The organism is Tabrizicola thermarum (assembly GCF_003574395.1).
GTDB classification, from domain to species: domain Bacteria; phylum Pseudomonadota; class Alphaproteobacteria; order Rhodobacterales; family Rhodobacteraceae; genus Tabrizicola; species Tabrizicola thermarum.
In genome coordinates this window covers 92,648-112,485 of the sequence record NZ_QMJY01000081.1, presented here as the reverse complement: position 1 = coordinate 112,485, position 19,838 = coordinate 92,648, and the positions used below count along the sequence as shown (strand labels likewise).

Annotated in this window: 18 protein-coding genes and 1 tRNA gene; 11 read left to right on the top strand and 8 right to left on the bottom strand. The window is 66.9% G+C overall.

Going from position 1 to position 19,838, the window contains the following annotated elements; all coding sequences use genetic code 11:
- Positions 1-15: 15 nt before the first annotated feature.
- From D5084_RS14955 to D5084_RS14940, 4 genes are read right to left on the bottom strand one after another with little or no spacing between them, the layout of a single operon-like run.
- Positions 16-1,191, bottom strand: coding sequence for a BaiN/RdsA family NAD(P)/FAD-dependent oxidoreductase (locus tag D5084_RS14955; RefSeq protein WP_128516303.1), 1,176 nt, complete (start codon positions 1,189-1,191; stop codon positions 16-18).
- Complete coding sequence (locus tag D5084_RS14950; RefSeq protein WP_238382669.1) at positions 1,175-2,467, bottom strand: mechanosensitive ion channel family protein; 1,293 nt, start codon at positions 2,465-2,467, stop codon at positions 1,175-1,177. Before D5084_RS14950 ends, D5084_RS14955 begins: the two co-directional genes overlap by 17 nt.
- A gap of 3 nt (positions 2,468-2,470) precedes the next feature.
- Positions 2,471-3,415 (bottom strand): agmatinase, encoded by a 945-nt coding sequence (gene speB / locus D5084_RS14945; protein WP_128516302.1) that lies wholly within the window; start codon positions 3,413-3,415, stop codon positions 2,471-2,473.
- On the bottom strand, positions 3,412-4,029 hold the full coding sequence (locus D5084_RS14940; RefSeq protein ID WP_128516301.1) for an enoyl-CoA hydratase/isomerase family protein: 618 nt from the start codon (positions 4,027-4,029) through the stop codon (positions 3,412-3,414). Before D5084_RS14940 ends, speB begins: the two co-directional genes overlap by 4 nt.
- Before the next feature lie 105 nt (positions 4,030-4,134).
- Between D5084_RS14940 and D5084_RS14935 the strand changes: the two genes are divergently transcribed.
- From D5084_RS14935 to D5084_RS14920, 4 genes are all read left to right on the top strand, one after another.
- On the top strand, positions 4,135-5,646 hold the full coding sequence (locus D5084_RS14935; protein ID WP_128516300.1) for a DUF2125 domain-containing protein: 1,512 nt from the start codon (positions 4,135-4,137) through the stop codon (positions 5,644-5,646).
- A 78-nt stretch (positions 5,647-5,724) separates the two neighbouring features.
- Complete coding sequence (locus D5084_RS14930; RefSeq protein WP_128516299.1) at positions 5,725-7,068, top strand: TldD/PmbA family protein; 1,344 nt, start codon at positions 5,725-5,727, stop codon at positions 7,066-7,068.
- Positions 7,055-7,834 carry an inositol monophosphatase family protein gene (locus D5084_RS14925; protein WP_128516298.1) on the top strand — a complete coding sequence of 260 codons (780 nt, stop codon included), beginning with the start codon at positions 7,055-7,057 and terminating at the stop codon, positions 7,832-7,834. Before D5084_RS14930 ends, D5084_RS14925 begins: the two co-directional genes overlap by 14 nt.
- 144 nt (positions 7,835-7,978) lie before the next feature.
- Complete coding sequence (locus tag D5084_RS14920; protein WP_128516297.1) at positions 7,979-10,348, top strand: DEAD/DEAH box helicase; 2,370 nt, start codon at positions 7,979-7,981, stop codon at positions 10,346-10,348.
- A 75-nt stretch (positions 10,349-10,423) separates the two neighbouring features.
- Here D5084_RS14920 and D5084_RS14915 read toward each other — a convergent pair.
- From D5084_RS14915 to D5084_RS14900, 4 genes are all read right to left on the bottom strand, one after another.
- Positions 10,424-10,499 (bottom strand) — tRNA-Thr (locus tag D5084_RS14915).
- Between the two features lie 49 nt (positions 10,500-10,548).
- Positions 10,549-11,997, bottom strand: a complete 1,449-nt coding sequence (locus tag D5084_RS14910; protein ID WP_128516372.1) for a heme biosynthesis protein HemY — start codon at positions 11,995-11,997, stop codon at positions 10,549-10,551.
- Positions 11,997-13,151 carry a hypothetical protein gene (locus tag D5084_RS14905; RefSeq protein WP_128516296.1) on the bottom strand — a complete coding sequence of 385 codons (1,155 nt, stop codon included), beginning with the start codon at positions 13,149-13,151 and terminating at the stop codon, positions 11,997-11,999. Before D5084_RS14905 ends, D5084_RS14910 begins: the two co-directional genes overlap by 1 nt.
- Before the next feature lie 54 nt (positions 13,152-13,205).
- Positions 13,206-13,958 carry a uroporphyrinogen-III synthase gene (locus tag D5084_RS14900; RefSeq protein ID WP_162302448.1) on the bottom strand — a complete coding sequence of 251 codons (753 nt, stop codon included), beginning with the start codon at positions 13,956-13,958 and terminating at the stop codon, positions 13,206-13,208.
- A 45-nt stretch (positions 13,959-14,003) separates the two neighbouring features.
- Here D5084_RS14900 and tsaD point away from each other — a divergent pair, with 45 nt between their 5' ends.
- The 7 genes from tsaD (at position 14,004) to D5084_RS14865 (ending at position 19,834) form a co-directional block, all read left to right on the top strand.
- On the top strand, positions 14,004-15,095 hold the full coding sequence (tsaD, locus tag D5084_RS14895) for a tRNA (adenosine(37)-N6)-threonylcarbamoyltransferase complex transferase subunit TsaD (protein ID WP_128516294.1): 1,092 nt from the start codon (positions 14,004-14,006) through the stop codon (positions 15,093-15,095).
- Entirely contained in the window at positions 15,092-16,048 is a 957-nt protein-coding gene (locus D5084_RS14890; protein ID WP_128516293.1) for an NAD(P)H-dependent glycerol-3-phosphate dehydrogenase, read from the top strand. The genes tsaD and D5084_RS14890 overlap by 4 nt, the downstream gene beginning before the upstream one ends.
- A 2-nt stretch (positions 16,049-16,050) precedes the next feature.
- The gene (locus D5084_RS14885) at positions 16,051-16,323 is read left to right on the top strand and encodes a YciI family protein (protein ID WP_128516371.1); all 273 of its coding nucleotides are present in this window, start codon (positions 16,051-16,053) and stop codon (positions 16,321-16,323) included.
- Positions 16,320-16,739 (top strand): EVE domain-containing protein, encoded by a 420-nt coding sequence (locus D5084_RS14880; protein WP_128516292.1) that lies wholly within the window; start codon positions 16,320-16,322, stop codon positions 16,737-16,739. Before D5084_RS14885 ends, D5084_RS14880 begins: the two co-directional genes overlap by 4 nt.
- 119 nt (positions 16,740-16,858) lie before the next feature.
- Positions 16,859-17,551, top strand: coding sequence for a GntR family transcriptional regulator (locus D5084_RS14875; protein ID WP_238382668.1), 693 nt, complete (start codon positions 16,859-16,861; stop codon positions 17,549-17,551).
- Positions 17,552-17,640: 89 nt separating this feature from the next.
- Entirely contained in the window at positions 17,641-18,600 is a 960-nt protein-coding gene (locus tag D5084_RS14870; protein ID WP_128516290.1) for a dihydrodipicolinate synthase family protein, read from the top strand.
- 1 nt (position 18,601) lies between these two features.
- Positions 18,602-19,834 (top strand): NAD(P)/FAD-dependent oxidoreductase, encoded by a 1,233-nt coding sequence (locus tag D5084_RS14865; RefSeq protein WP_128516289.1) that lies wholly within the window; start codon positions 18,602-18,604, stop codon positions 19,832-19,834.
- Positions 19,835-19,838 lie beyond the last annotated feature (4 nt).

The window sequence follows — 19,838 nt, the reverse complement described above, 5'->3', positions numbered from 1 at the left end:
GCAGGAGGCCCCGGATCAGGTCCGGGGCGGGGTTTCCTGCAAACGACGTGCCGCGGCCTGTCCCGCCCAGCGGCCTGTGGCCCAGCAGGCGGTCAGGAGGTAGCCGCCCGTCGGGGCCTCCCAGTCCAGCATTTCCCCGGCGGCGAAGGTGTTCGGCAGGGCTTCCAGTTCCAGATCGGGGGTGAGCGCATCCCAGGCGATGCCGCCGGCCACGCTGATTGCCTCGTCCAGGGGGCGGGGGCCTTGCAGGGGGATGGGCAGGTGCTTGATGTGCGCGAAGGGGTCGGTGCGCGCGAACTCCATCACCAGCGCGATCTGGGTGCGGTCGAGGCCGAGCTTGCGCAGTCGATTGGTCGCGCTGTCGCCGGGCTTCATCTTCGCCAGCCTTCGGGCAATGTCATCCTGCGTCAGGTCAGGCAACAGATCGAGGTGAAGTGTAGCTGCATCGCGCAGATACTTGTAGATACTGTATATACCACCGCCCTCGACGCCCCGTGCCGAAACGATGAACTCGCCACGTTCGCGCCTTGGCCCGGCGATCAATGCTATGCCTTTGACGGGGCAGCCGAAAAACGGGGTCATATGGTGCGACCAGTCGACGCGGAACCCCATGTTGGCGGGCCGCCAGGGGGTGATCCGGACGCCCTTTGCCTCCAGCCAGGGGACCCAGGCGCCGTCAGAGCCGAGCCGTTGCCAGCTGGCGCCGCCGAGGGCGAGGACGGTCACTTTCGGCATCAGGGTCCGGGGGCCATCGGGCGCATCAAAGCGGAAGGCGCTGCCGTCAAAGCCGGTCCAGCGCCAACGGGTGCGGATTTCGACGCCCTGGGCTGCGAGACGCTGGAGCCAGGCACGGAGGAGGGGCGAGGCCTTCATCGCCACGGGAAAGACCCGGCCGGAGGAGCCTGTATATACGTCCTGCCCCAGAGCGCGGCACCAGTCCTGCACCTGTTCGGGGCCGAAATCGGCCAGGATCGGGCGCAGGTGGGGGCAGTCGTAGCGGGTGACGAAGGTTTCCCACGGCTCGTCCCTGGTGACGTTCAGGCCGGATTTCCCGGCCATCAGGAACTTGCGGGCGACGGTAGGTTTGGCTTCGACGACAAGCACTTGCGCGCCGGTCTTCGCAAGCTCTTCGGCCGCCATCAGGCCAGCGGGGCCCGCGCCGATGACGAGAGCGTCAGGTGCCGGGGGCATGGCGCAGTTCGACGACGCGGTGGGGGTAGGGCATCTGGATCCCGGCCTCTTTCAGCGCGTTCCAGATCGCGAAGAGGACCGCAGAGCCATACTTGTTCTTGCCGTCGTCGATGCCCGAGACCCAGTATTCCACGGCAAAGTCGATGCTGGACTCTCCAAACCCGCGCAATTCGCAGTCCGGGCCGTCGGGGGATTGCAGGACGAAGGGGAGTTTCGCGACCGCGCGCTCGATCAAATCGGGCACGATGTTTATGTCCGTGTCGTAAGATACTGAAAACGCGGCCTCATAGCGATTGGCGCTGCCCTGGTCGGAGTAGTTGACCACGCGGGACGTGATGAAATGTTCGTTCGGAACGACGATCCATTTTCCGTCGAAGGTTTCCAGCACACAGGCGCGGGCGGTCATCTTGACGATGGTCCCCTTCTCGCCGCCGTCGAGTTCGACATAATCGCCGACGGTGGTCTGGCCTTCGAGCAGCAGGATGATGCCAGAGACGAAGTTGGCGGCGATCTGTTGCAGGCCGAGGCCGATCCCCACGCCCAGCGCACCGCCAAGGACGGCGACGGCGGTCAGGTCGATGCCCATGATCGACATCAGCAGCAGGAAGGCCGCGCCGAAGATGGCGATCTCGGAGGCCTTGATCGCCAGTTCCCGCGTGGCGGGGCGAAGGTCCGGCTGTGCCTTGATGTAGCCCGCAGACTGGCGGTTGGACCATGAGCCGAGCCAGAACAGGAGCGCCCCGGCGATCACGCCCCGGATCAGGCCAAGCGCGGTGAAACGGATCTCGCCGAGGTTGACCTGGGCTGCATCGAGGTAAGCGGTGACGTCATCCAGGACGCCCAGCGCGTTCAGCGCCATGACGGGGAGGAGGATGTAGCGGCCCATCAGCTTCAAAAGGCCGGGGGGCAGGATGCGGCGGACAAGCTCCAGCGCGGCGAGGAACAGGAAGACGCGCTTGCCGAAGGCGATGACTTCGCCGCTGCCGAAGGCGGCGCGGGTGAGCCCCTCGCCCAAGGCGGTCAGCGTGTAGGCGAGGAGGGGAAGGAGGATCGGCAGGAATTGCAGCGCAAAGCGGCGGAGGCGCGCGAGGATGTGAGTGGAGTCGGCCTTTGGCGTCAGGGCCTTCTCGATGGCCGGGATCAGGCGGCCCGCGAGCAGGCGGGCGAGTATGTACGCAGCGATCAACAGGCCGAATTGCATCAGGGCGGCGGGCGAGGAGAGCCAGCGCAAAGCGGTATCGGTCGCATGTTGCAGCCAGTCCTGGACGCTTTCCACGGCTTACCTCCGGTTATGGGCGATGCGCCCGATGGTGTTCAGCAGGATCTGCGCCGCGAGGATCGCGGTAGTGCCGGAGTGGTCGTAATCCGGGGCGACTTCCACGAGGTCGATGCCGATGATGTTGCCCTGCCTGGTCAGGCCGTCGATCAGCTCCAGCACTTCATAGTAGAGGAACCCGCCGTGCGACGGGGTGCCGGTGCCCGGCGCGATGGAGGGGTCGAAGCCGTCGATGTCGATGGTCAGATAATAGTCGATGCCGCGCGGGATGCGGGCGAGGGTGGCCTCGATCCCCAGTTTGCGGACCTGCCGGACCGACAGGATGTCGTCGCCCATCGCGCGGGCGGCGTCATAGCCGTCCTTGGCGGTGGAACTGACGTTGCGGATGCCCAGCGCGGTGATGCCCTTGACGTGATCCTGTTCGGCGGCGCGGCGCATGGGGTTTCCGTGGCCGTGGCGGACGCCGTGGCGTACGTCGACGAAATCGAGGTGGGCGTCGATCTGGACGATGTGGAGGGGGCGGCCCGCGAAGGCACGGATGCAGGGGATGTTGATGGAATGGTCTCCGCCCAGCACCACGGGGACGGCCCCGGAGGCAAGGATGGCGCGGACGCCCTTTTCGATGTTGGCGTGCGAGGTTTCGGTGTCGGTGTGGACGATGTCGGCATCGCCGATGTCAAGGATGCGGACGCCTTCGAGATAGGTCACGTCGTCTTCGTGGTCATAGGCCCCGGCATGGCCGAAGGAGAAGAGGGTGGAGGCCTCGCGGATGCCGCGCGGACCGAAGCGGGCTCCGGCGCGGAACTGGGTGCCGAAGTCGAAGGGCGCGCCGAGCACCGCGAAGTCGGCGTCGATGGCGGACCAGTCGGGTTGGTAGGGGTTCTTGCCGAAGGTCGCGATGCCGACAAAGGGCAGGTTCAGGCGGCCCGTGTCGTAGGCGTTCGTCATGGCGCGTCTCCGTTGGTCATGCGCTTCAGGGCGGCAACATGCCCCGGATCGGCGGCCAATGCCGCCTCTGCCAGCGACATCGCGGTGTCGATCAGTGCCTCGGGCGGGCAGATGCGGTCGATCAGGCCCCAGGCGAGGGCGGTTTCGGCGTCGATCCGCTGTGCGGCAAGGAGGATCATCCTGGCGCGCGAGGGGCCGACCAGCGCGGCAAGGCGGCCGGGGTCCGAGGGTTGCGGCCGGTAGCCAAGGCGCATGACGGGGTAGAAGAAACTGGCCGAGGGCACACTGACCCGCAGGTCGCAGGCCAGCGCCACGCCCATCGCCCCGCCCGCGAGAGTGCCGTTCAGGGCGGCGATGGACAGACCCGGGAAGGCGGCGACGGCGCCCGAGGCGGCCTCCCATGCCGGAGACAGACCAAGGCCCTGCTTCATGCCGTCAAGGTCGGCCCCGGCGGAAAAGACTTTCCCCTCGCCAGTCAGGATCAGGACCTTGGCGGTGGTCCGGGTGACGGCAGAGGCCAGACCTTCCAGCATGGTTTCCGTCAGCGCATTGGCCTTTTCCGGGCGCGCCAGCGTGATCGTGCAGCATTCGCCGACATGTTCGACTCTTATCATGCATCCCCCGTCCGGTTTCCTGACCCGCGCCTCGGAAACCCTTGACGCTGTCGGGGCGAGATTGAAAGGTTGCGGCGAGCGATTTCAACCCGAAAGGCATAAGCTATGACCCGTGCCCTTACCTGTTCCTCGGCGATTGCCCTGATATTCCTTGCTACGGCGGCGACAGCCGACGTCACCCCGCGGGAGGTGTGGGAAAGCTGGCAGGCGATGCTGACCTCGGCCGGGCAGGAGCTGACGGTTGGAAACACCACCGACAGCGGCTCTGTGGTCGAGGTGACGGATGTGTCGGTGACGCAGAAGGACCAGTTGGGGGGCAGCGCGTCGATCCGTTTCGACAAGCTGAGCTTCACGGACAACGGTGACGGCACGGTCACTGTGGCGATGCCGGAAAGCTATCCGCTCGCGCTGGATTTCCCGGCGACGGGCGAGGGTCCGGGGTCGATGACGCTGACGGTCAATCAGCCGGGGATGACCATCATCGCAGGCGGCAGCGCGACCGAGACAAGCTATGACTTCACCGCGCCCAGCGTGACGATCAAGCTGGACGAGATCACCGATGAAGACGGCAAGGTGCTGGACACCCAGGCCGACATGGTGATGACCGGGGCGACGGCGAAATATGTCGTTGCGCGGGACGGCGAGACCACCCGTCTGGACATGAGCTATGCCGCGAAGGGCATGGTGCTGAACCTGTCGGGCAGCGACACCTCCGGGAGCGGCGGGCAGGGCCGGGGCACCGTGTCGCTGTCCGATCTGGCCGGCACGACCAAGGGCAACTTCCTGGGCGCCGACATGATGGCGAACATGGCCGCGGCGCTGAATTCCGGCTTCACGCTGGATTCGACCATGAGCTTCGGCGCGATGCAGGCCGATCTGGACGTCACCGAGGCGAAGGGGCCGACCAGGATCACGGCCACGGCGGCGGGCGGCGGGTTCAACGTGGCGATGGACAAGACACGGCTGGACTATGGAACCTCGCTGACCGGAGCGAAGTTCACCGTCTCGGGGGCCGAGATCCCGTTCCCGCAGGTCGATCTGGCCTTTGCCGAAAGCGGGTTCAGAGTGATGATGCCGGTGTCGAAATCCGATAGCCCGCAGGATTTCACCTTCCTGACCAAGCTGGTCGATTTCACCGTGTCCGAGGATATCTGGGGCCTGTTTGACCCGGCGGGGTCGCTCTCGCGGGAGCCGGCCACGGTGATCGTCGATCTTAAGGGGACCGGCTTCTGGAAGAAGGACATCATGGACCCGTCGGTGCAGATGGATGGCGTGGAGCCTCCGGGCGAGTTGCACAGCCTGGACATCACGCAAGTGCTGGCCAAGGCCGCGGGGGCCGAGGTTTCGGCCGCCGGCGGGCTGACCTTCGACAACGCCGACATGACGACCTTCGGCGGGATGCCGCGCCCGGATGGCAAGATCAGCATCGGGATCAAGGGGGTGAACAAGCTGGTCGAGAATCTGATCGCGCTGGGCATCCTGAGCGAGGACGACGCCATGGGCTTTCGCATGGGGCTGGCGATGTTTACGCGCCCCGGGGCCGGGCCGGATGAGCTGACCTCGGAGATCGAGTTCAAGGACGGCGGGCTGTTCGCCAACGGCCAGCGGTTGCAGTGACGGCAGTGAAATGGCCCGCGACCTTGCGAAGGGTCGCGGGTGGGGCTACCTGATCGGCAGACCTTTCGGGACCTTGCGATGACCCCCAGACTTGCCGACCTGAGCCATTCCCTTCTGGACGCCGCCCGCAAGGCCGGGGCCGACAGTGCCGATGCGCTGGCGGTCGCAGGCACGGCGGTGTCGATCGAAATCCGCAAGGGCGCGCTGGAGACTGCGGAGCGGTCCGAAGGGGTGGAGATCGGCCTGCGGGTGCTGATCGGGCGGCGGCAGGCCTGTGTTTCGGCCTCGGATACATCGGATGCGACGATCCGGGCCCTGGCCGAACGGGCGGTGGCGATGGCGCGGGAAGCGCCGGAGGATGCGACAGCGGGGCTGGCAGAGGCTGGTCAGCTGGCATCCGGCTGGGATCTGTCGGCGCTGGACCTGGCTGATCCGGCAGGCGAGCCGGAGGCGGCCGTGCTGGAAGCCTCGGCCCGGGCGGTCGAGGCGGCGGCGCTGGAAGTCACGGGAATCACGCAGGTCGAGGCCTCGGCGGCCTACAGTCAGCGGGCCATCCACCTTGCGGCGACGAACGGATTTTCCGGTGGGTATGGGCGCACCTCCACCTCGCTGTCGGCCGTGGCCTTCACCGGCCAGGGCACCGAGATGCAGCGGGATCATGCGGGCGAGGGGCGCATATACGCCTCGGACATGCCCTCCGCGCAGGAGATCGGGCGGCTGGCGGCCGAGCGGACCCTGGCGCGGGTCGGTTCGGTAAAGCCGAAGACCGGGACCTATCCGGTGGTTTACGACGAGAGGGTCGCCGCCTCTCTGGTGTCGCATCTGTTGTCGGCGATCAACGGGACGTCGATTGCGCGCGGATCAAGCTGGGCGCGGGATCTGCTTGGGAAACAGGTGCTCCCCGCCGGTGTGTCGCTGATCGAGGACCCGCTGCGACCGCGGATCGGCTCGTCCCGGCCCTTCGATGGCGAGGGGCTGGCGACCCGGCGACGCGAGATCGTGGCGGATGGAGTGCTGACGGGCTGGGTCCTGGACCTGTCAACGGGGCGGAAGCTGGGGATGGCCTCGACGGGCAATGCCTCGCGGGGGACGTCCGCGCCACCGTCGCCGTCGACGACGAATATCGACCTGACGCAAGGGGTTGTCAGCCGGGACGATCTGTTGAAGCAGATGGGAACGGGGCTGCTGGTCACCTCGATGATCGGCTCGACGATCAACCCGACGACGGGGGACTATTCGCGCGGGGCCAGCGGGTTCTGGGTCGAAAACGGCCAGCTGGCCTATCCCGTGCATGAATGCACCATTGCGGGGAACCTGCGCGACATGCTGTTGCGGATCGTGCCCGCCAACGACGCGCGGGCGCATCTGTCGACGCGGGTGCCCTCGATCCTGATCGACGGGATGACCCTTGCCGGCGCGTGACCTGGCCCTCTTGACCGACGCCGCGCGCGAGGCGGGGCGGATCGCGCTGCGCTATTGGCGCAAGGACCCGCAGGTCTGGGACAAGGGCGGCGAGCATGGCCCGGTGACCGAGGCCGACCTTGCGGTCAATGACATGCTGAAGGCGAAGTTGCTGGACGCGAGGCCGGACTACGGCTGGCTGTCCGAGGAGACACCGGATTCAACCGACCGGCTGGCTGCAGATACGGTCTTCATCGTGGACCCGATCGACGGGACACGGGCCTACATCGCCGGAGAGGAGACCTGGGCGCATTCGCTGGCGGTGGCGCATCAGGGCAAGGTGACAGCGGGCGTCGTGTACATACCGGCGATTGATCGTATTTACACGGCTTCGCTGACTTCGCCCGCGATGAAGGATGGCGAGCCGATCGCCGTCAGCGGGCGTGACCGTCTGGAAGGCGCCAACATCCTGACGACAAAGGCGAACATGCTGCCCGAGAAGTGGCCGGGCGGCGTGCCCGAAATCACGCGGAGCTTTCGCGCGTCGCTGGCCTATCGGTTGTGCCTGGCCGCCGAAGGGCGTTTTGACGGGATGCTGACCCTGCGCGACGCCTGGGAATGGGACATCGCGGCGGGGTCGCTGATCGCCGAACGGGCCGGGGCGGTGGTGACGGATCAGACCGGCGCAACGCTGCGCTTCAACACGCCGGAAGCGCAGGCCAAGGGTCTGCTGGCCCTCCCGCCCGGTCTTCATGCCGAAGCGATCCGTAGGCTGACTGCCGCGTAAGGGCCTATACAGCCGACCCACTTTCGGGTACTGGCTCCCCACGGTCAGGATTCCGGGACTGTGGGCGAGGAGGCCCGCACCAAAGGGACAGGGGCCGTTTGGCTTCTTACGGGCGCTGGCCGTCCCCCTTTGGAAAAGACATCAATGACGATCGAAAACGTGGCCGCGCCGCTGGCGCAGGCTTTGGCCGCAAAAGGCTATGAAACCTTGACCGCGGTGCAGGACGCCGTGCTGGAGGATGGGGTTGCCGGGCGCGACCTGCTGGTCTCGGCGCAGACCGGGTCGGGCAAGACAGTGGCCTTCGGCCTGGCCATCGCGCCGGAGATCCTGGGTGGGCAGGACGTCCTGCTTTATGCCGACAAGCCCATCGCGCTGGCGATTGCCCCGACGCGGGAACTTGCCTTGCAGGTCGCGCGCGAACTGGAATGGCTGTATGCCGGTGCGCAGGCCAGGCTGGCGACCTGCGTCGGCGGGATGGACTACCGGACCGAAGGCCGGGCGCTGGAGCGTGGGGCCCATATCGTTGTCGGCACTCCGGGCCGCTTGCGGGACCATATCGAGCGCGGGTCGCTGGACCTGTCGGGCCTGCGCGCCGTGGTGCTGGACGAGGCGGACGAGATGCTTGACCTCGGGTTCGCCGAGGATCTGGAGTTCATCCTGGCCGCCGCACCCCCGGAACGCCGGACGCTGATGTTTTCGGCCACGGTGCCGAAGGAAATCGAGAAGCTGGCGGGCGAGTTCCAGAAGGTCGCGCTGCGCATCCAGGCGCAGGGCGAGGCGAAGCAGCACGTCGACATCGAATATCACGCGATGAGCGTGGCCGTGCGCGACCGGGAACATGCGATTTTCAACGTGCTGCGCTATTACGATGCGCGGACGGCCATCGTGTTCTGCAAGACGCGGGTCAACGTGAACCACCTTCTTGCGCGGATGGGGAACCGGGGGTTCCAGGTCGTGGCTTTGTCGGGCGAACTGAGCCAGCAGGAGCGGACCCATGCGCTGCAGGCGCTGCGCGACGGCCGCGCGCGGGTCTGCATTGCGACGGATGTGGCCGCCCGGGGCATCGACCTGCCGGGGCTGGAACTGGTGGTCCATGCCGACCTGCCGTCGAACTCGGAGACCCTGCTGCACCGGTCGGGTCGGACGGGGCGGGCCGGGAAGAAAGGCGTTTCGGCGCTGATCGTGACCCCTGCGGAGTACAAGAAGGCGCAGCGGCTGCTGGCCGGGGCGAAGGTCGTGGCCGAATGGGGCCCGGCCCCCGGCGCGGATGACGTGCAGGCCAAGGATGACCTGCGGCTGCTGGAGCATCCTGCCTTGACGGCTCCGATCGGGGAAGAGGCCGGGATCGCGGGTGAGCTGCTGGACAAGTTCGGGGCCGAGGCGCTGGCAGCGGCGTTCGTGCGGCTGTGGCGCGAAGGGCGGTCTGCGCCCGAGGTGCTGTCCACCGACCTGCCGGTCCCGCCGCCGTCGGCTCCGCGCGAACGGGGCGACTTCGGGCCGTCGGTCTGGTTCCGGGTTTCGGTGGGCCGGTCCGGCCGGGCCGAAGCGCGCTGGCTGCTGCCGAAGATCTGCGACGCGGGCAGCATTGCCAAGGACGGTATCGGCGCGATCCGCGTGCGTGAGGACGAGACTTTCGTGCAGATCTCTGAAGCGCTGGCCTCGCGGTTTGGTGGCACGGTCGAGCTGGACAAGGGCCTGACGATGGAACGGGTCGAGGGCGAACCGGATTTCGACAAGCCGCGCTTTGCAAAGCCCGAGCGCCGCGAGAAGCCCGCCTATATGCCCAAGCCGCCGCGTGTGGTCGAGGATGAGACCGCCGAGGCGGCTCCGCGGGAGTACAAGCCGAAGCCGAAACAGGATGACCGCCCGCGCGTGACGCCATCCGAGGCGCGGCCGGAGTGGAAGGCCGATCGCCCGGCCCGGAAGGCAAATGAGGAGCGTGCGCCGCGCCTTGAGAAAGCCGAGGACGCACCGAAGAAGCCGCGCTGGACGCCGGACCAGAAGTCTGCCCCGCGTTCGGCCGGGTTCAAGAGCCATGGCGGATCGGCGGACAAGCCGGGTCGGGCCTTCGGCTACAAGAGCCATGCCAGCGAGGGCGGCTACAAGGGCAAGCCGGAAAACTACCGTCCGCGCGCCGAGGCGGCAGCCCCCGCAGACGGCGACCGTCCGGCCCGCAAGCCTTACGCAGGCAAGACCGATGGCTACAAGCCGCGGGGTGAGTATGCTCCGCGCGCCGAAGGGGACCGCCCGGCGCGCAAGCCCTACGCGCCGAAAGGCGAAGGTTTCCGGCCTCGGGAGGATGGCGAGCGTCCGAGGGCGACCTATGCCCCCAAGGGTGACGGTGCCCGGCCCTATGCGAAGCGTGAGGATGCGGGCAAGCCGGGCGGCGGCAAGGGCTTTGGGGCGAAGAAACCCTTCGACCGGGCCGGTGCGACGGCCCGACCAGCCAAACCGCGCCCGGATGCCAAGGACACGTCAAAGCGGTTCGTGCCGCCGAAAGGTCCAAAGCGCTAGGGCCCGAAAACCGCAAAGCCGCCGGTCCGAAAGGCCCGGCGGCTTTTGCTTGTGGCGGCTGGTTTCAGGGAAGAATGGTGCCGGTGAAGGGACTCGAACCCCCGACCCCATCATTACGAATGACGTGCTCTACCAGCTGAGCTACACCGGCATTCTTCCCTGCGCGGGCTATTAGCACCGCCCATCCGGACTGTGTAGCCCTAATTTGCGCGCCGGGCGATCTCGTCCAGGGGGAGCTGCTCTTCCTCGGGCGGGGTGGGCTCTGACCCGGGGTCGGGGCGGGCGTCCATCAGGGGCAGCAACTCGGCCAGTGCGGGTGAGGTGGTGCTGACGGGCGGCGTCCTCCAGGACAGGGAATCGAAGCTGCCACAGTTTTCGCAGACGGGCTGCCAGCCATCGTGGATCGCCTGGCACTTGTCGCAAACCCATTGCGGGCCGCGCGGTGCGGCGATAGCGCGGGCGACAATATCGCGCACGACCAGATCGTCAGCCCCTTCACCGCGTGCGATGGCAGCCAGAATCGCCAGTGAACGCTGAGTCGGCGCCCGGGTTGCCACGTCACCCAGGGCGCGGCGGGCGCCGGGGAAATCTTCGGCGGCAACCAGAAGCTCGGCCAGAAGCATCCGGGTTTCGTCGTTGTCGGGTCGGGCGTTTGTCAGGGTGCGGAAACGTTTCAGCCGTTCCTGCGGGGTCTCATCCGGCTCGATCTCGGCGAAGGCGGCGGCGAGGTCGGGGTGGGGCATCACTTCCCAGGCCTTTTTCAGGACCCGGGTGGCGTTCTTGCGGTCGCCCTTGGCGATATAGCTGCGCGCGGCCATGGCGGCGGCGGGAATCAGGTCGGGAGAGAGCCTGTTGGCCTCGATCGCTGCCTCACGCGCCTCGATGCTGGCGTCATCGTCCATCACGGTGCGGGCCTGTTGCAAGGCCAGGACGGCATCGCGGCGGCGGTAGACGTCCTTGGGCAGCGCGCCCGACTTCAGCTTGGCCCCCAGCGTGGCGCGCGCCCCGGACCAGTCCCCCGCATCCGCTTGCAGTCTGAGCAGGATATCCTGTGTCTCGGCATGTCTGGGGCGCAGTTCGAAGGCCTTTTCGGCCAGCTTCAGCGCCACCTCGCGGTCGCCTTCGGCCAGCTTCTGGTGCAGAAGGCCGCGCAAGCCGACAAAACGGGTGGTCTCGTCCTGCAACAGGGTCTTGTAAGCCTCGGTCGCGCGTTTGCGGTCGCCTGCGGCTTCGGCGGCCTGGGCGACGAGCAGCGTGGTCAACTCGGGCTTTCCGAGCAAACGCTCGGCATTCTGGGCGCGGATCAGGGCCAGGCGGGGTTCGCCCGAGGCCAGCGCCATCAGGCCTTCGGACAGCGCCTTGTAGCCTTTGCGTTCGCGGTTGCGGTCGAAATAGCGCGAGATCGCGGTTTCGTCGCCGTTGAGAAAGCGGAAAGTGGCGCCCAGCAGGCCCAGCACTTTCAGCAACAGCCAGACCGCGACGACCGTCAGAAGTGCGATGATGACCGCCTGAACCGGGCCGATGGTGAATTCCCACCCGGCGACGATGATGCGCATGGTCTCGCCGGTTTCCGACAGCATCCCGGCAGCCAGTGCAAGCGCGGCAATCAGGACGACGAAGAGAACGACCTTTGTCAGCGACCAGAGCATCATTCCCCCCGAGCGGCTTGCAGGGCTGCGGTTGCTGCGGCATGGGCTTTCGCCTGTGCGATCCAGGCCTCCAGCGGCGTCTTCACGGCGGGGTCCAGCGGATCAAGCTCGGCCAGGGCATCGGCGACGCGGCCCTCGGACAAAGCGAATTCGGCGCGGGAGAGGATGGCCTCGGGGGTGTCGCCGTCCATCGGGGTCACGGGGCGCGCTCCGGTCTGCGAGGCGAGAAAATCCATCAGCCTGTCGGTCCAGCCACTATCCCCGCTGGTCTCGCGCGCAAGACGCAGGGTGTCGCGGGCGGCATCGGGGAAGGAGGCCTGCAGGCTGGCCAGGGTCGGCACCCCATCGGTGGCGAGGGGCGCAAGGGTTGCGTCAAGCGTCGGGTCGGAAAGGGCCTGAAGTTCCGCAGCGAAGGGGCGACCTTCGGCGATGGCTGTTGCCAGGGCGTCCAGCCCCCTCGCGCGGCTGGCGGCTGCAGCGGCTGCTTCCGCCTCGGCAGCGCGGGCCTTTGCAGCGGCTTCGGCGGCGTCCAACCGGGCCAGCGCCGCCTCGAGCTGCTTTTGCAGATCGGCCGACGGTTCAGTCGAAGGCATCGCGGTCAGGCGCCGTTCAAGATCGGCAATCCTGGCGGTGAGCGCGGCATTGGACCCGGTCCCATCGGGGGGCACGGCTTCGAGGGCGGCAAGGCGCCTTTCCAGCCCGTCCAACCGCGACAGGTCGGGTGCCGCGGGCTCGGGCCTCGCCTCCAGGGCGGCAATCCGGCTTTCGGCGGCCGAAATGCTGCCAGCGATCTGGTCCAGCGCGGCGGATTGGCGGGACGCGAGCTCTTCGATCCGGGCGCTAAGCTGGGCGATATCGGCAGAGGCGCCCGGGGCGGCAAGGCCGAGCACGTTGAAATGAGAGAGGGCGAATCCGGCAACACCGGCAAGAGCACCGCCCAGAAGCGGGGCGAAAAAGCCTGCACGGCGCGGCGGCAGAGGTTGTGCCGGTGGCGGTGGCGTCGGGCCGGGATCATCGACGGCGGGGGCGTCCGAAACAGCGTCGTCCGCGACGACCGGACCGAGGGGTGGCGCTTCGGTCGAACCTGGCGCGGTCGGCTCTGGCACGACGGTCTCGGCCGCGGTGTCTGACTGGGGTTCCTTGCGTCTGGTCATGCGGTAGCCCTCTGTCATCCCGTGCCCCAACCTAAGCACTCGCTGCCGGTCGGTTCAAGGCGATGGGAGTGCGGCAAGCAGGCTTTCGACAGCGTCAAGCATTCCAGGGGCGTCCGGGTTCCGCGCGACCATCAGCGCAGAGTGCGGAATATCGGCGGCAGCCTGCGCGACCGCCTCGCTCATCGCGACGATGTGCAGGTCGGCGCGGGCGTCGGACGGCAACGCATCGCGGAACAGCAGGGCGCTGCGCGGTGAGAACAGGGGAAGGACGACTGGCACCGTCTGGCAAAGAAGATCGGTCGACTCGCGTAGAAATGGTATGGGCTTCTGTAGATACACCTGTAAAGATACTGTCTGAAAACCTTGATTAATCAGTGTATTGGCGACGTCTCCTGACGTATCTACGCCCCGTATATATAATAATCTGCCATTTGGAGCCTGCTTGCGGACCGCTGCGACCAGGTCTTCGGCATTGCCATTGGCGGACCGAGCCTCGAAGCCAGCCCTGGTCGCCGCAGCCGCCGTCGAGCGGCCCACGCAATAGGCGAGCCGGGGCAGTTCCACCCCCAGCCGGACGGCGCCTTCGACGCCATGCGCCGAGGTGAAGATGACTGCGGCAAAGGGTCCCTCTGGCGCGGGCGGCGACAGATACTCCGGTGACATCAGCGGCGCAATCACCGGACGGACCCGACTGCCAAGGCGCCGGGTGAGCTTGCGGGCAAAGCTCTCGCCCTGCTCCCGGGGCCGGGTCAGCAGCACCGGGACAGCATGGTCCGCATCGGGAAGCGGTTCGGATTGTCTCGCCATGTCCATGGTGTTACCTGCCGAAGAGCCACCACGCAACGGCGGGCCATGGACCGGACGCTTACCTTTCTGGGGATCGAAACCAGCTGCGACGATACGGCGGCGGCAGTCGTGCGCGCGTCTGGTGCGGCCAGGCCTGAGATCCTGTCCTCGGAGGTTCTGGGCCAGACGGCCCTGCACGAGGCGTTTGGCGGCGTCGTGCCGGAAATCGCCGCCCGCGCCCATGCCGAACGCCTGGATGGGGTGGTCGAGGCGGCGTTGAGCGCATCGGGGATCGGTCTGGACCGGATCGACGCCATCGCGGTGACAGCGGGGCCGGGCCTGATCGGGGGCGTTCTATCCGGCGTGATGCTGGCGCGGGGACTGGCGGCTGCGCGCGGCCTGCCGTTGGTGCCGGTGAACCACCTTGCGGGTCATGCGCTGACGCCGCGGCTGACGGACAAGGTGGAGTTTCCCTATCTCATGCTGCTGGTCTCTGGCGGGCATTGCCAGTTCCTGATGGTCAAGGGCGCCGACAGCTTTCAACGGCTGGGCGGCACGATCGACGATGCACCGGGCGAAGCCTTTGACAAGACGGCAAAACTGTTGGGCTTGCCGCAGCCGGGCGGGCCGTCGGTCGAGGCCGAGGCGGCCCTCGGCGACCCGCAGCGATTCCGCTTTCCAAGGCCACTTCTGGACCGCGAGGGGTGCGACATGTCCTTCTCGGGCCTCAAGACCGCGCTCTTGCGGGCGCGGGATGCGCTGGTGGCGGAAAAGGGTGGGATAGCGGTTCAGGACCGACGCGACCTTTGCGCCGGGTTCCAGCAGGCGGTGGCCGAAGTGCTGGCGATCAAGACCGCGCGGGCGATTGCGACGGTTGCGGACCTGCGCCCGACGACCCTTGCCGTGGCCGGGGGGGTGGCCGCAAACAGGGCCATTCGGGCCTGTCTAGAGACTGTTTCGGCAAAAGCCGGGCTCCCCTTCCTGGCCCCGCCGCTGCGACTATGCACCGACAATGCCGCGATGATCGCCTGGGCGGGAATCGAGCGGGTGCGGGCCGGGCTGACCGACGCGCCAGACTTCATCGCCCGTCCGCGCTGGCCGCTCGATCAGGCGGCGCCAGCGCTGCTCGGCTCGGGCAAGAAGGGGGCCAAGGCATGATCGGCATTCTCGGGGCCGGAGCGTTTGGCACCGCCTTGGCCGTCGCCCTGGGCCAGGCAGGGCGACAGGTGCGGCTTTGGGCGCGGGATGCCCGGACGGTTGCGCAGATGCAGGAAACGCGGCGCAACGACAAGGTGCTGCCGGGTGTGGATCTGCCGAAAACAGTCTCTGTTCATGCCGAAATCGCAGAAATCGGCGGCGGGGAGGCGGTGTTGCTTGCCATACCGATGCAGACCTTGGCGGGCGCGCTGGACCTTTATCCCGAGATCGGCCAGGGCACCCCTCTGGTCGCCTGTTGCAAGGGCGTGGACCTGACCAGTCTGCGCGGCCCGGTGGCGTTGATCCGGGACCGGCGGCCAGAGTCGGTCGCAGCGATCCTGACCGGGCCAAGTTTTGCCGTGGACATCGCCCGCGGCCTGCCGACTGCGCTGACCCTTGCGGCGACGGATCGTGGTGCCGAGTTGCAGGACCTGCTGTCCACCCCGACCCTTCGCCTCTATCGCACCGATGACATCACCGGGGCCGAGCTTGGCGGCGCTCTGAAGAACGTCGTCGCCATCGCCGCAGGCGCGGTGATCGGCGCAGGTCTGGGCGACAGCGCACGCGCGGCCTTGATGACGCGCGGCTATGCCGAGATGGTCCGGCTTGCGATGGCCCTGGGTGCGCGGCCCGAGACGCTGGCAGGCCTCTCCGGCTTGGGCGATCTGGTGTTGACCTGCACCTCGACGCAATCGCGGAACTTCCGGTTCGGCCTCTCGCTGGGCCAGGGCACCGGCTTTGATCCGTCGATCACCGTCGAGGGCGTTGCGACCGCCAGTGCAGTGCTGCGTCTGGCGGAAGCCAGGGGCGTGGACATGCCGATCACCGCGATGGTCGATGCCCTTGCCTCGGGCCGGATCGCACTGAATGATGCCATCGGCCAGCTGATGAGCCGGCCACTGAAACAGGAATGACCATGCGCTATGCCCTGATCTGTATCGACAAGCCGAACGCCCTGCAGACCCGGACCGACAACCGGGCCGCACATCTGGCGTATATACAGGAGACCGGCGTGGTGGAGCAGGCCGGGCCGTTCATCGACGCCGCCGGGCAGATGTGCGGCAGCCTGGTGATTCTGGACGTCGCCTCTAAGGCAGAGGCCGATGCCTGGGCGGCGGCGGATCCCTATGCCAAGGCGGGGCTGTTCCAGTCGGTCATGGTTCAGGAATGGAAGCGGGTGATCGGATGAGCTACTGGCTGTTCAAGTCCGAACCCGATGTCTGGGGCTGGGATCATCAGGCTGCGAAGGGCGAGGTGGGCGAGGAATGGCACGGCGTGCGCAACTACCAGGCCCGCAACAACATGCGCGCGATGAAGATCGGCGACCGCGGGTTCTTCTACCATTCGAATATCGGCAAGGAAATAGTTGGAATCGTTGAGGTTTGTCGGGAAAGCGGCCCGGACAGCACGACGGACGACCCGCGCTGGGACTGCGTCTGGATCAAGGCGGTGAAACCGTTGAAACGCCCGATCAGCCTGGAGGAATGCAAGGTCACGCCGGGGCTGGAGAAGATGGTGCTGGTCAACAACACCCGGCTTTCGGTCCAGCCCGTCTCGGACGCGGAATGGGAAATCATCTGCCGACTGGGCGGGGTCGAGCCATAGCGCCCCGCTGCCTCTGCGACAACCGGCTGCCAGTTGTGCGAGACTGGCGCCGACAATCCGGTTGCTGCGGCCAGTCGGTGCTGTAGTCATCCCTTCGGCAAGGGACGGGAATGATGGGCATGGATGAACATCAGGAACGCAAGCGCGGCACCGGTGCGCGGTTCGTCTACGACACGTTGCGGGACGAGATTCTGGACCTCGTGCTGCCGCCCGGCGCGCCGATCGACGAAGCCGGTCTGGCCGAGCGTCTGGCGATGTCGCGCACGCCGATCCGCGAGGCGCTGGTCCGCCTGGCGGCCGACGGGCTGGTGACCTTGCTGCCGAACCGCTCGACCATCGTCTCGCAGATCGATTTTCCGAACCTGCACCACTTCTTTGACGCGCTGACGCTGATGTACCGCATGACGACGCGGCTGGCCGCGCAGTTCCATGACGAGGACGACCTCGCCAATATCCGCAAGCATCAGGAGACCTTCGCCCGCGCCGTCGAGGCCGGGAATACCGCCGACATGATCCTGCTGAACCGGGATTTCCACGTCGCCATCGCCGAGGCGGGGCGCAATCCCTATTACCTGCAACTCTTCTCGCGCCTGCTGGACGAAGGCCGCCGGATCCTGCGGCTGTACTACTATCCCACCTTCGAGCCCCGCCTGCCGCATCCGTATATACAGGAGCATGAGGCGATCATCGCCGCCATCGCCGCGCGGGATGTCGAAACCTGCGACCGGCTTGCAAAGGACCATGCCGACAAGATCGTAAAGCAGATTCAGACCATGATGTCCCGCGACCTCCGGCGTCGGGTGACGATCTGACGGAGATTCTTGTCGACAGACAAAATGCAAGGTGTAAGGTGCCGGTAGTTCAAGCCTTGAAACCCGCAGCGCAGCGAAAGGACCGGCACATGACATCGGACATCTTCTCGGGGACGATTCCGGCCCTCATGACCCCCTGCAAGGCGGATCGCTCGCCTGATTTCGATACGCTGGTGGCCAAGGCGAAAGAGCTTGTCGGCCTTGGCATGTCGGCGGTGGTCTACTGCGGGTCGATGGGCGACTGGCCACTTCTGACCACCGAGCAGCGGATGGAAGGGGTTGAGCGTCTGGTGAAGGCCGGGATCAGGGTGGTCGTCGGGACGGGCGCTGTAAATACAGCCACATCCGCCGCCATTGCGGCCCATGCCCAGAACGTCGGAGCGCATGGGCTCATGGTCATCCCGCGCCTTCTGTCGCGGGGCACGGTCGTCGCGGCCCAGCGGCTGCATTTCAAGACCGTGCTGTCGGCTGCGCCCGACCTTCCCGCCGTGATCTACAACAGCCCCTACTATGGCTATTCCACCAAAGCTGACCTCTTCTTCCAGATCCGGGCCGAGCATCCGAACCTGGTCGGTTTCAAGGAGTTCGGCGGCTATGCCGACCTGTCCTATGCAGCCGAAGCGATCACCGGTGCCTCGCCGGACCTTCGACTGATGATCGGCGTAGATACGGCAGTCTACCACGGCTACGTCAACTGCAATGCCGATGGCGCGATCACCGGGATCGGTAACGTGTTGCCCCGCGAGGTGCTGCATCTGGTCTCGCTCTGCAAAGCCGCCCGGAAGGGCGACGCCGAGGCGCGGCGGCTGGCCTGGGAGCTGGACCAGGCGATGCAGGTCCTGTCGGAAGTCGATGCCGGGCCGGATCTGGTGCTGTTCTTCAAGCACATGATGGTCCTGCGCGGCGAGACCGCGTATCTACACCATTTCAACGAAGGCGACGAGCTGACGGCCAGCCAGAAGGGCTTCATCGAGGCGCAACTGAAGATGTTCGACGCCTGGTATGCCGATTGGGCCAGGCAGCCGGAGGCGCGCAAGTACGCCGCCTGAGATGACCGAGGTTGTCGTCATCGGGGCCGGGGTCATCGGCCTCTCTGCCGCGCTGATGGCACAGGCGCGGGGGCTATCGGTCACGGTTGTTGACCGCGAAGGCCCCGCTGCGGGCGCCTCGGCCGGGAACGCGGGGGCCTTTGCCTTCACGGACATCCTGCCTCTGGCCTCACCCGGACTCCTGCGCAAGGCCCCGAAATGGCTGCTCGATCCGCTTGGCCCGCTGACCATCCCGCCGGCCTATGCCGTGCAGATCACGCCATGGCTCTACCGTTTCTGGCGCGCCTGTTCGCCCCGTGCCGTCGCTGCCTCGACCGCCGCCCAGACCGCGCTGATGGACCTGTCCCGGGCTGAGCTGGAACCGTTTCTGGCGACAACCGGCACCCTGGGAATGCTGAGAAAGGACGGGAACCTGCAGGTCTATGAGACCGAAGCCGAGTTCCGCGCCTCCCTTCCCGGCTGGGAGGCGCGAACCGCCCACGGAATCGATTTCCGTCACATGGGGCCGGAAGAGATGGCCGCGCTGCAACCGGGTCTCTCTTCCCGGTTCATCCGTGGCACCTTCACTCCCGGCTGGTGGTCCATCGCCGACCCCTTGCTGTATGTACAGGCCCTCGCCGACCGCTTCCGCGCTGCGGGCGGCCGTATCGACACCGCCGAAGTCACCGGCCTCAGCCCTCGGGACGGCCGCGTGTATATACGAACGAAGGTCGGGACGCTGACGACCGACAGGGTCGTCCTCGCCGCCGGCGCGTTTTCGCACCGCATTGCCGCCACCTTGGGCGAGCGCATCCCGCTGGAGACCGAACGCGGCTACAACACCACGCTGCCCCCCGACGCGCTGGACCTGCGCTGCCAGATCACCTTCGGCGGCCATGGCTTTGTCATCTCGCGCCTTTCGACTGGCATCCGGGTCGGCGGGGCGGTGGAACTGGGCGGATTGTCGCTGCCGCCCGACTACAGGCGGTCCGAGGCCATGCTGCGGAAGGCAAAGGCGTTTCTTCCTGCGCTGAACACCGAAGGCGGAAGGCCGTGGATGGGGTTCCGTCCCTCGCTGCCGGACAGCCTGCCGGCCATCGGCCGGTCCAAGGCTTCGCCGCACATTGTCCATGCCTTCGGTCACGGCCACCTGGGCCTGACCCAAAGCGCCGGGACCGCGCGACTGGTGGCGGACCTGTTGACCGACGCGCCGCCTGCGATCACCCTGACCCCGTTCTCGCCGCAACGCTTCTAGATGC

Bases quoted from the DNA above. Each gene is read 5' to 3' on its own strand.
- D5084_RS14900 (WP_162302448.1), bottom strand. From the start codon at position 13,958: ATGGCGAGACAATCCGAACCGCTTCCCGATGCGGACCATGCTGTCCCG.
- D5084_RS14955 (WP_128516303.1), bottom strand. From the start codon at position 1,191: ATGCCCCCGGCACCTGACGCTCTCGTCATCGGCGCGGGCCCCGCTGGC.
- D5084_RS14910 (WP_128516372.1), bottom strand. From the start codon at position 11,997: ATGCTCTGGTCGCTGACAAAGGTCGTTCTCTTCGTCGTCCTGATTGCC.
- D5084_RS14905 (WP_128516296.1), bottom strand. From the start codon at position 13,151: ATGACCAGACGCAAGGAACCCCAGTCAGACACCGCGGCCGAGACCGTC.
- D5084_RS14935 (WP_128516300.1), top strand. From the start codon at position 4,135: ATGACCCGTGCCCTTACCTGTTCCTCGGCGATTGCCCTGATATTCCTT.
- speB (WP_128516302.1), bottom strand. From the start codon at position 3,415: ATGACGAACGCCTACGACACGGGCCGCCTGAACCTGCCCTTTGTCGGC.
- D5084_RS14920 (WP_128516297.1), top strand. From the start codon at position 7,979: ATGACGATCGAAAACGTGGCCGCGCCGCTGGCGCAGGCTTTGGCCGCA.
- D5084_RS14880 (WP_128516292.1), top strand. From the start codon at position 16,320: ATGAGCTACTGGCTGTTCAAGTCCGAACCCGATGTCTGGGGCTGGGAT.
- D5084_RS14940 (WP_128516301.1), bottom strand. From the start codon at position 4,029: ATGATAAGAGTCGAACATGTCGGCGAATGCTGCACGATCACGCTGGCG.
- D5084_RS14930 (WP_128516299.1), top strand. From the start codon at position 5,725: ATGACCCCCAGACTTGCCGACCTGAGCCATTCCCTTCTGGACGCCGCC.
- tsaD (WP_128516294.1), top strand. From the start codon at position 14,004: ATGGACCGGACGCTTACCTTTCTGGGGATCGAAACCAGCTGCGACGAT.
- D5084_RS14890 (WP_128516293.1), top strand. From the start codon at position 15,092: ATGATCGGCATTCTCGGGGCCGGAGCGTTTGGCACCGCCTTGGCCGTC.
- D5084_RS14885 (WP_128516371.1), top strand. From the start codon at position 16,051: ATGCGCTATGCCCTGATCTGTATCGACAAGCCGAACGCCCTGCAGACC.
- D5084_RS14865 (WP_128516289.1), top strand. From the start codon at position 18,602: ATGACCGAGGTTGTCGTCATCGGGGCCGGGGTCATCGGCCTCTCTGCC.
- D5084_RS14870 (WP_128516290.1), top strand. From the start codon at position 17,641: ATGACATCGGACATCTTCTCGGGGACGATTCCGGCCCTCATGACCCCC.
- D5084_RS14875 (WP_238382668.1), top strand. From the start codon at position 16,859: ATGGATGAACATCAGGAACGCAAGCGCGGCACCGGTGCGCGGTTCGTC.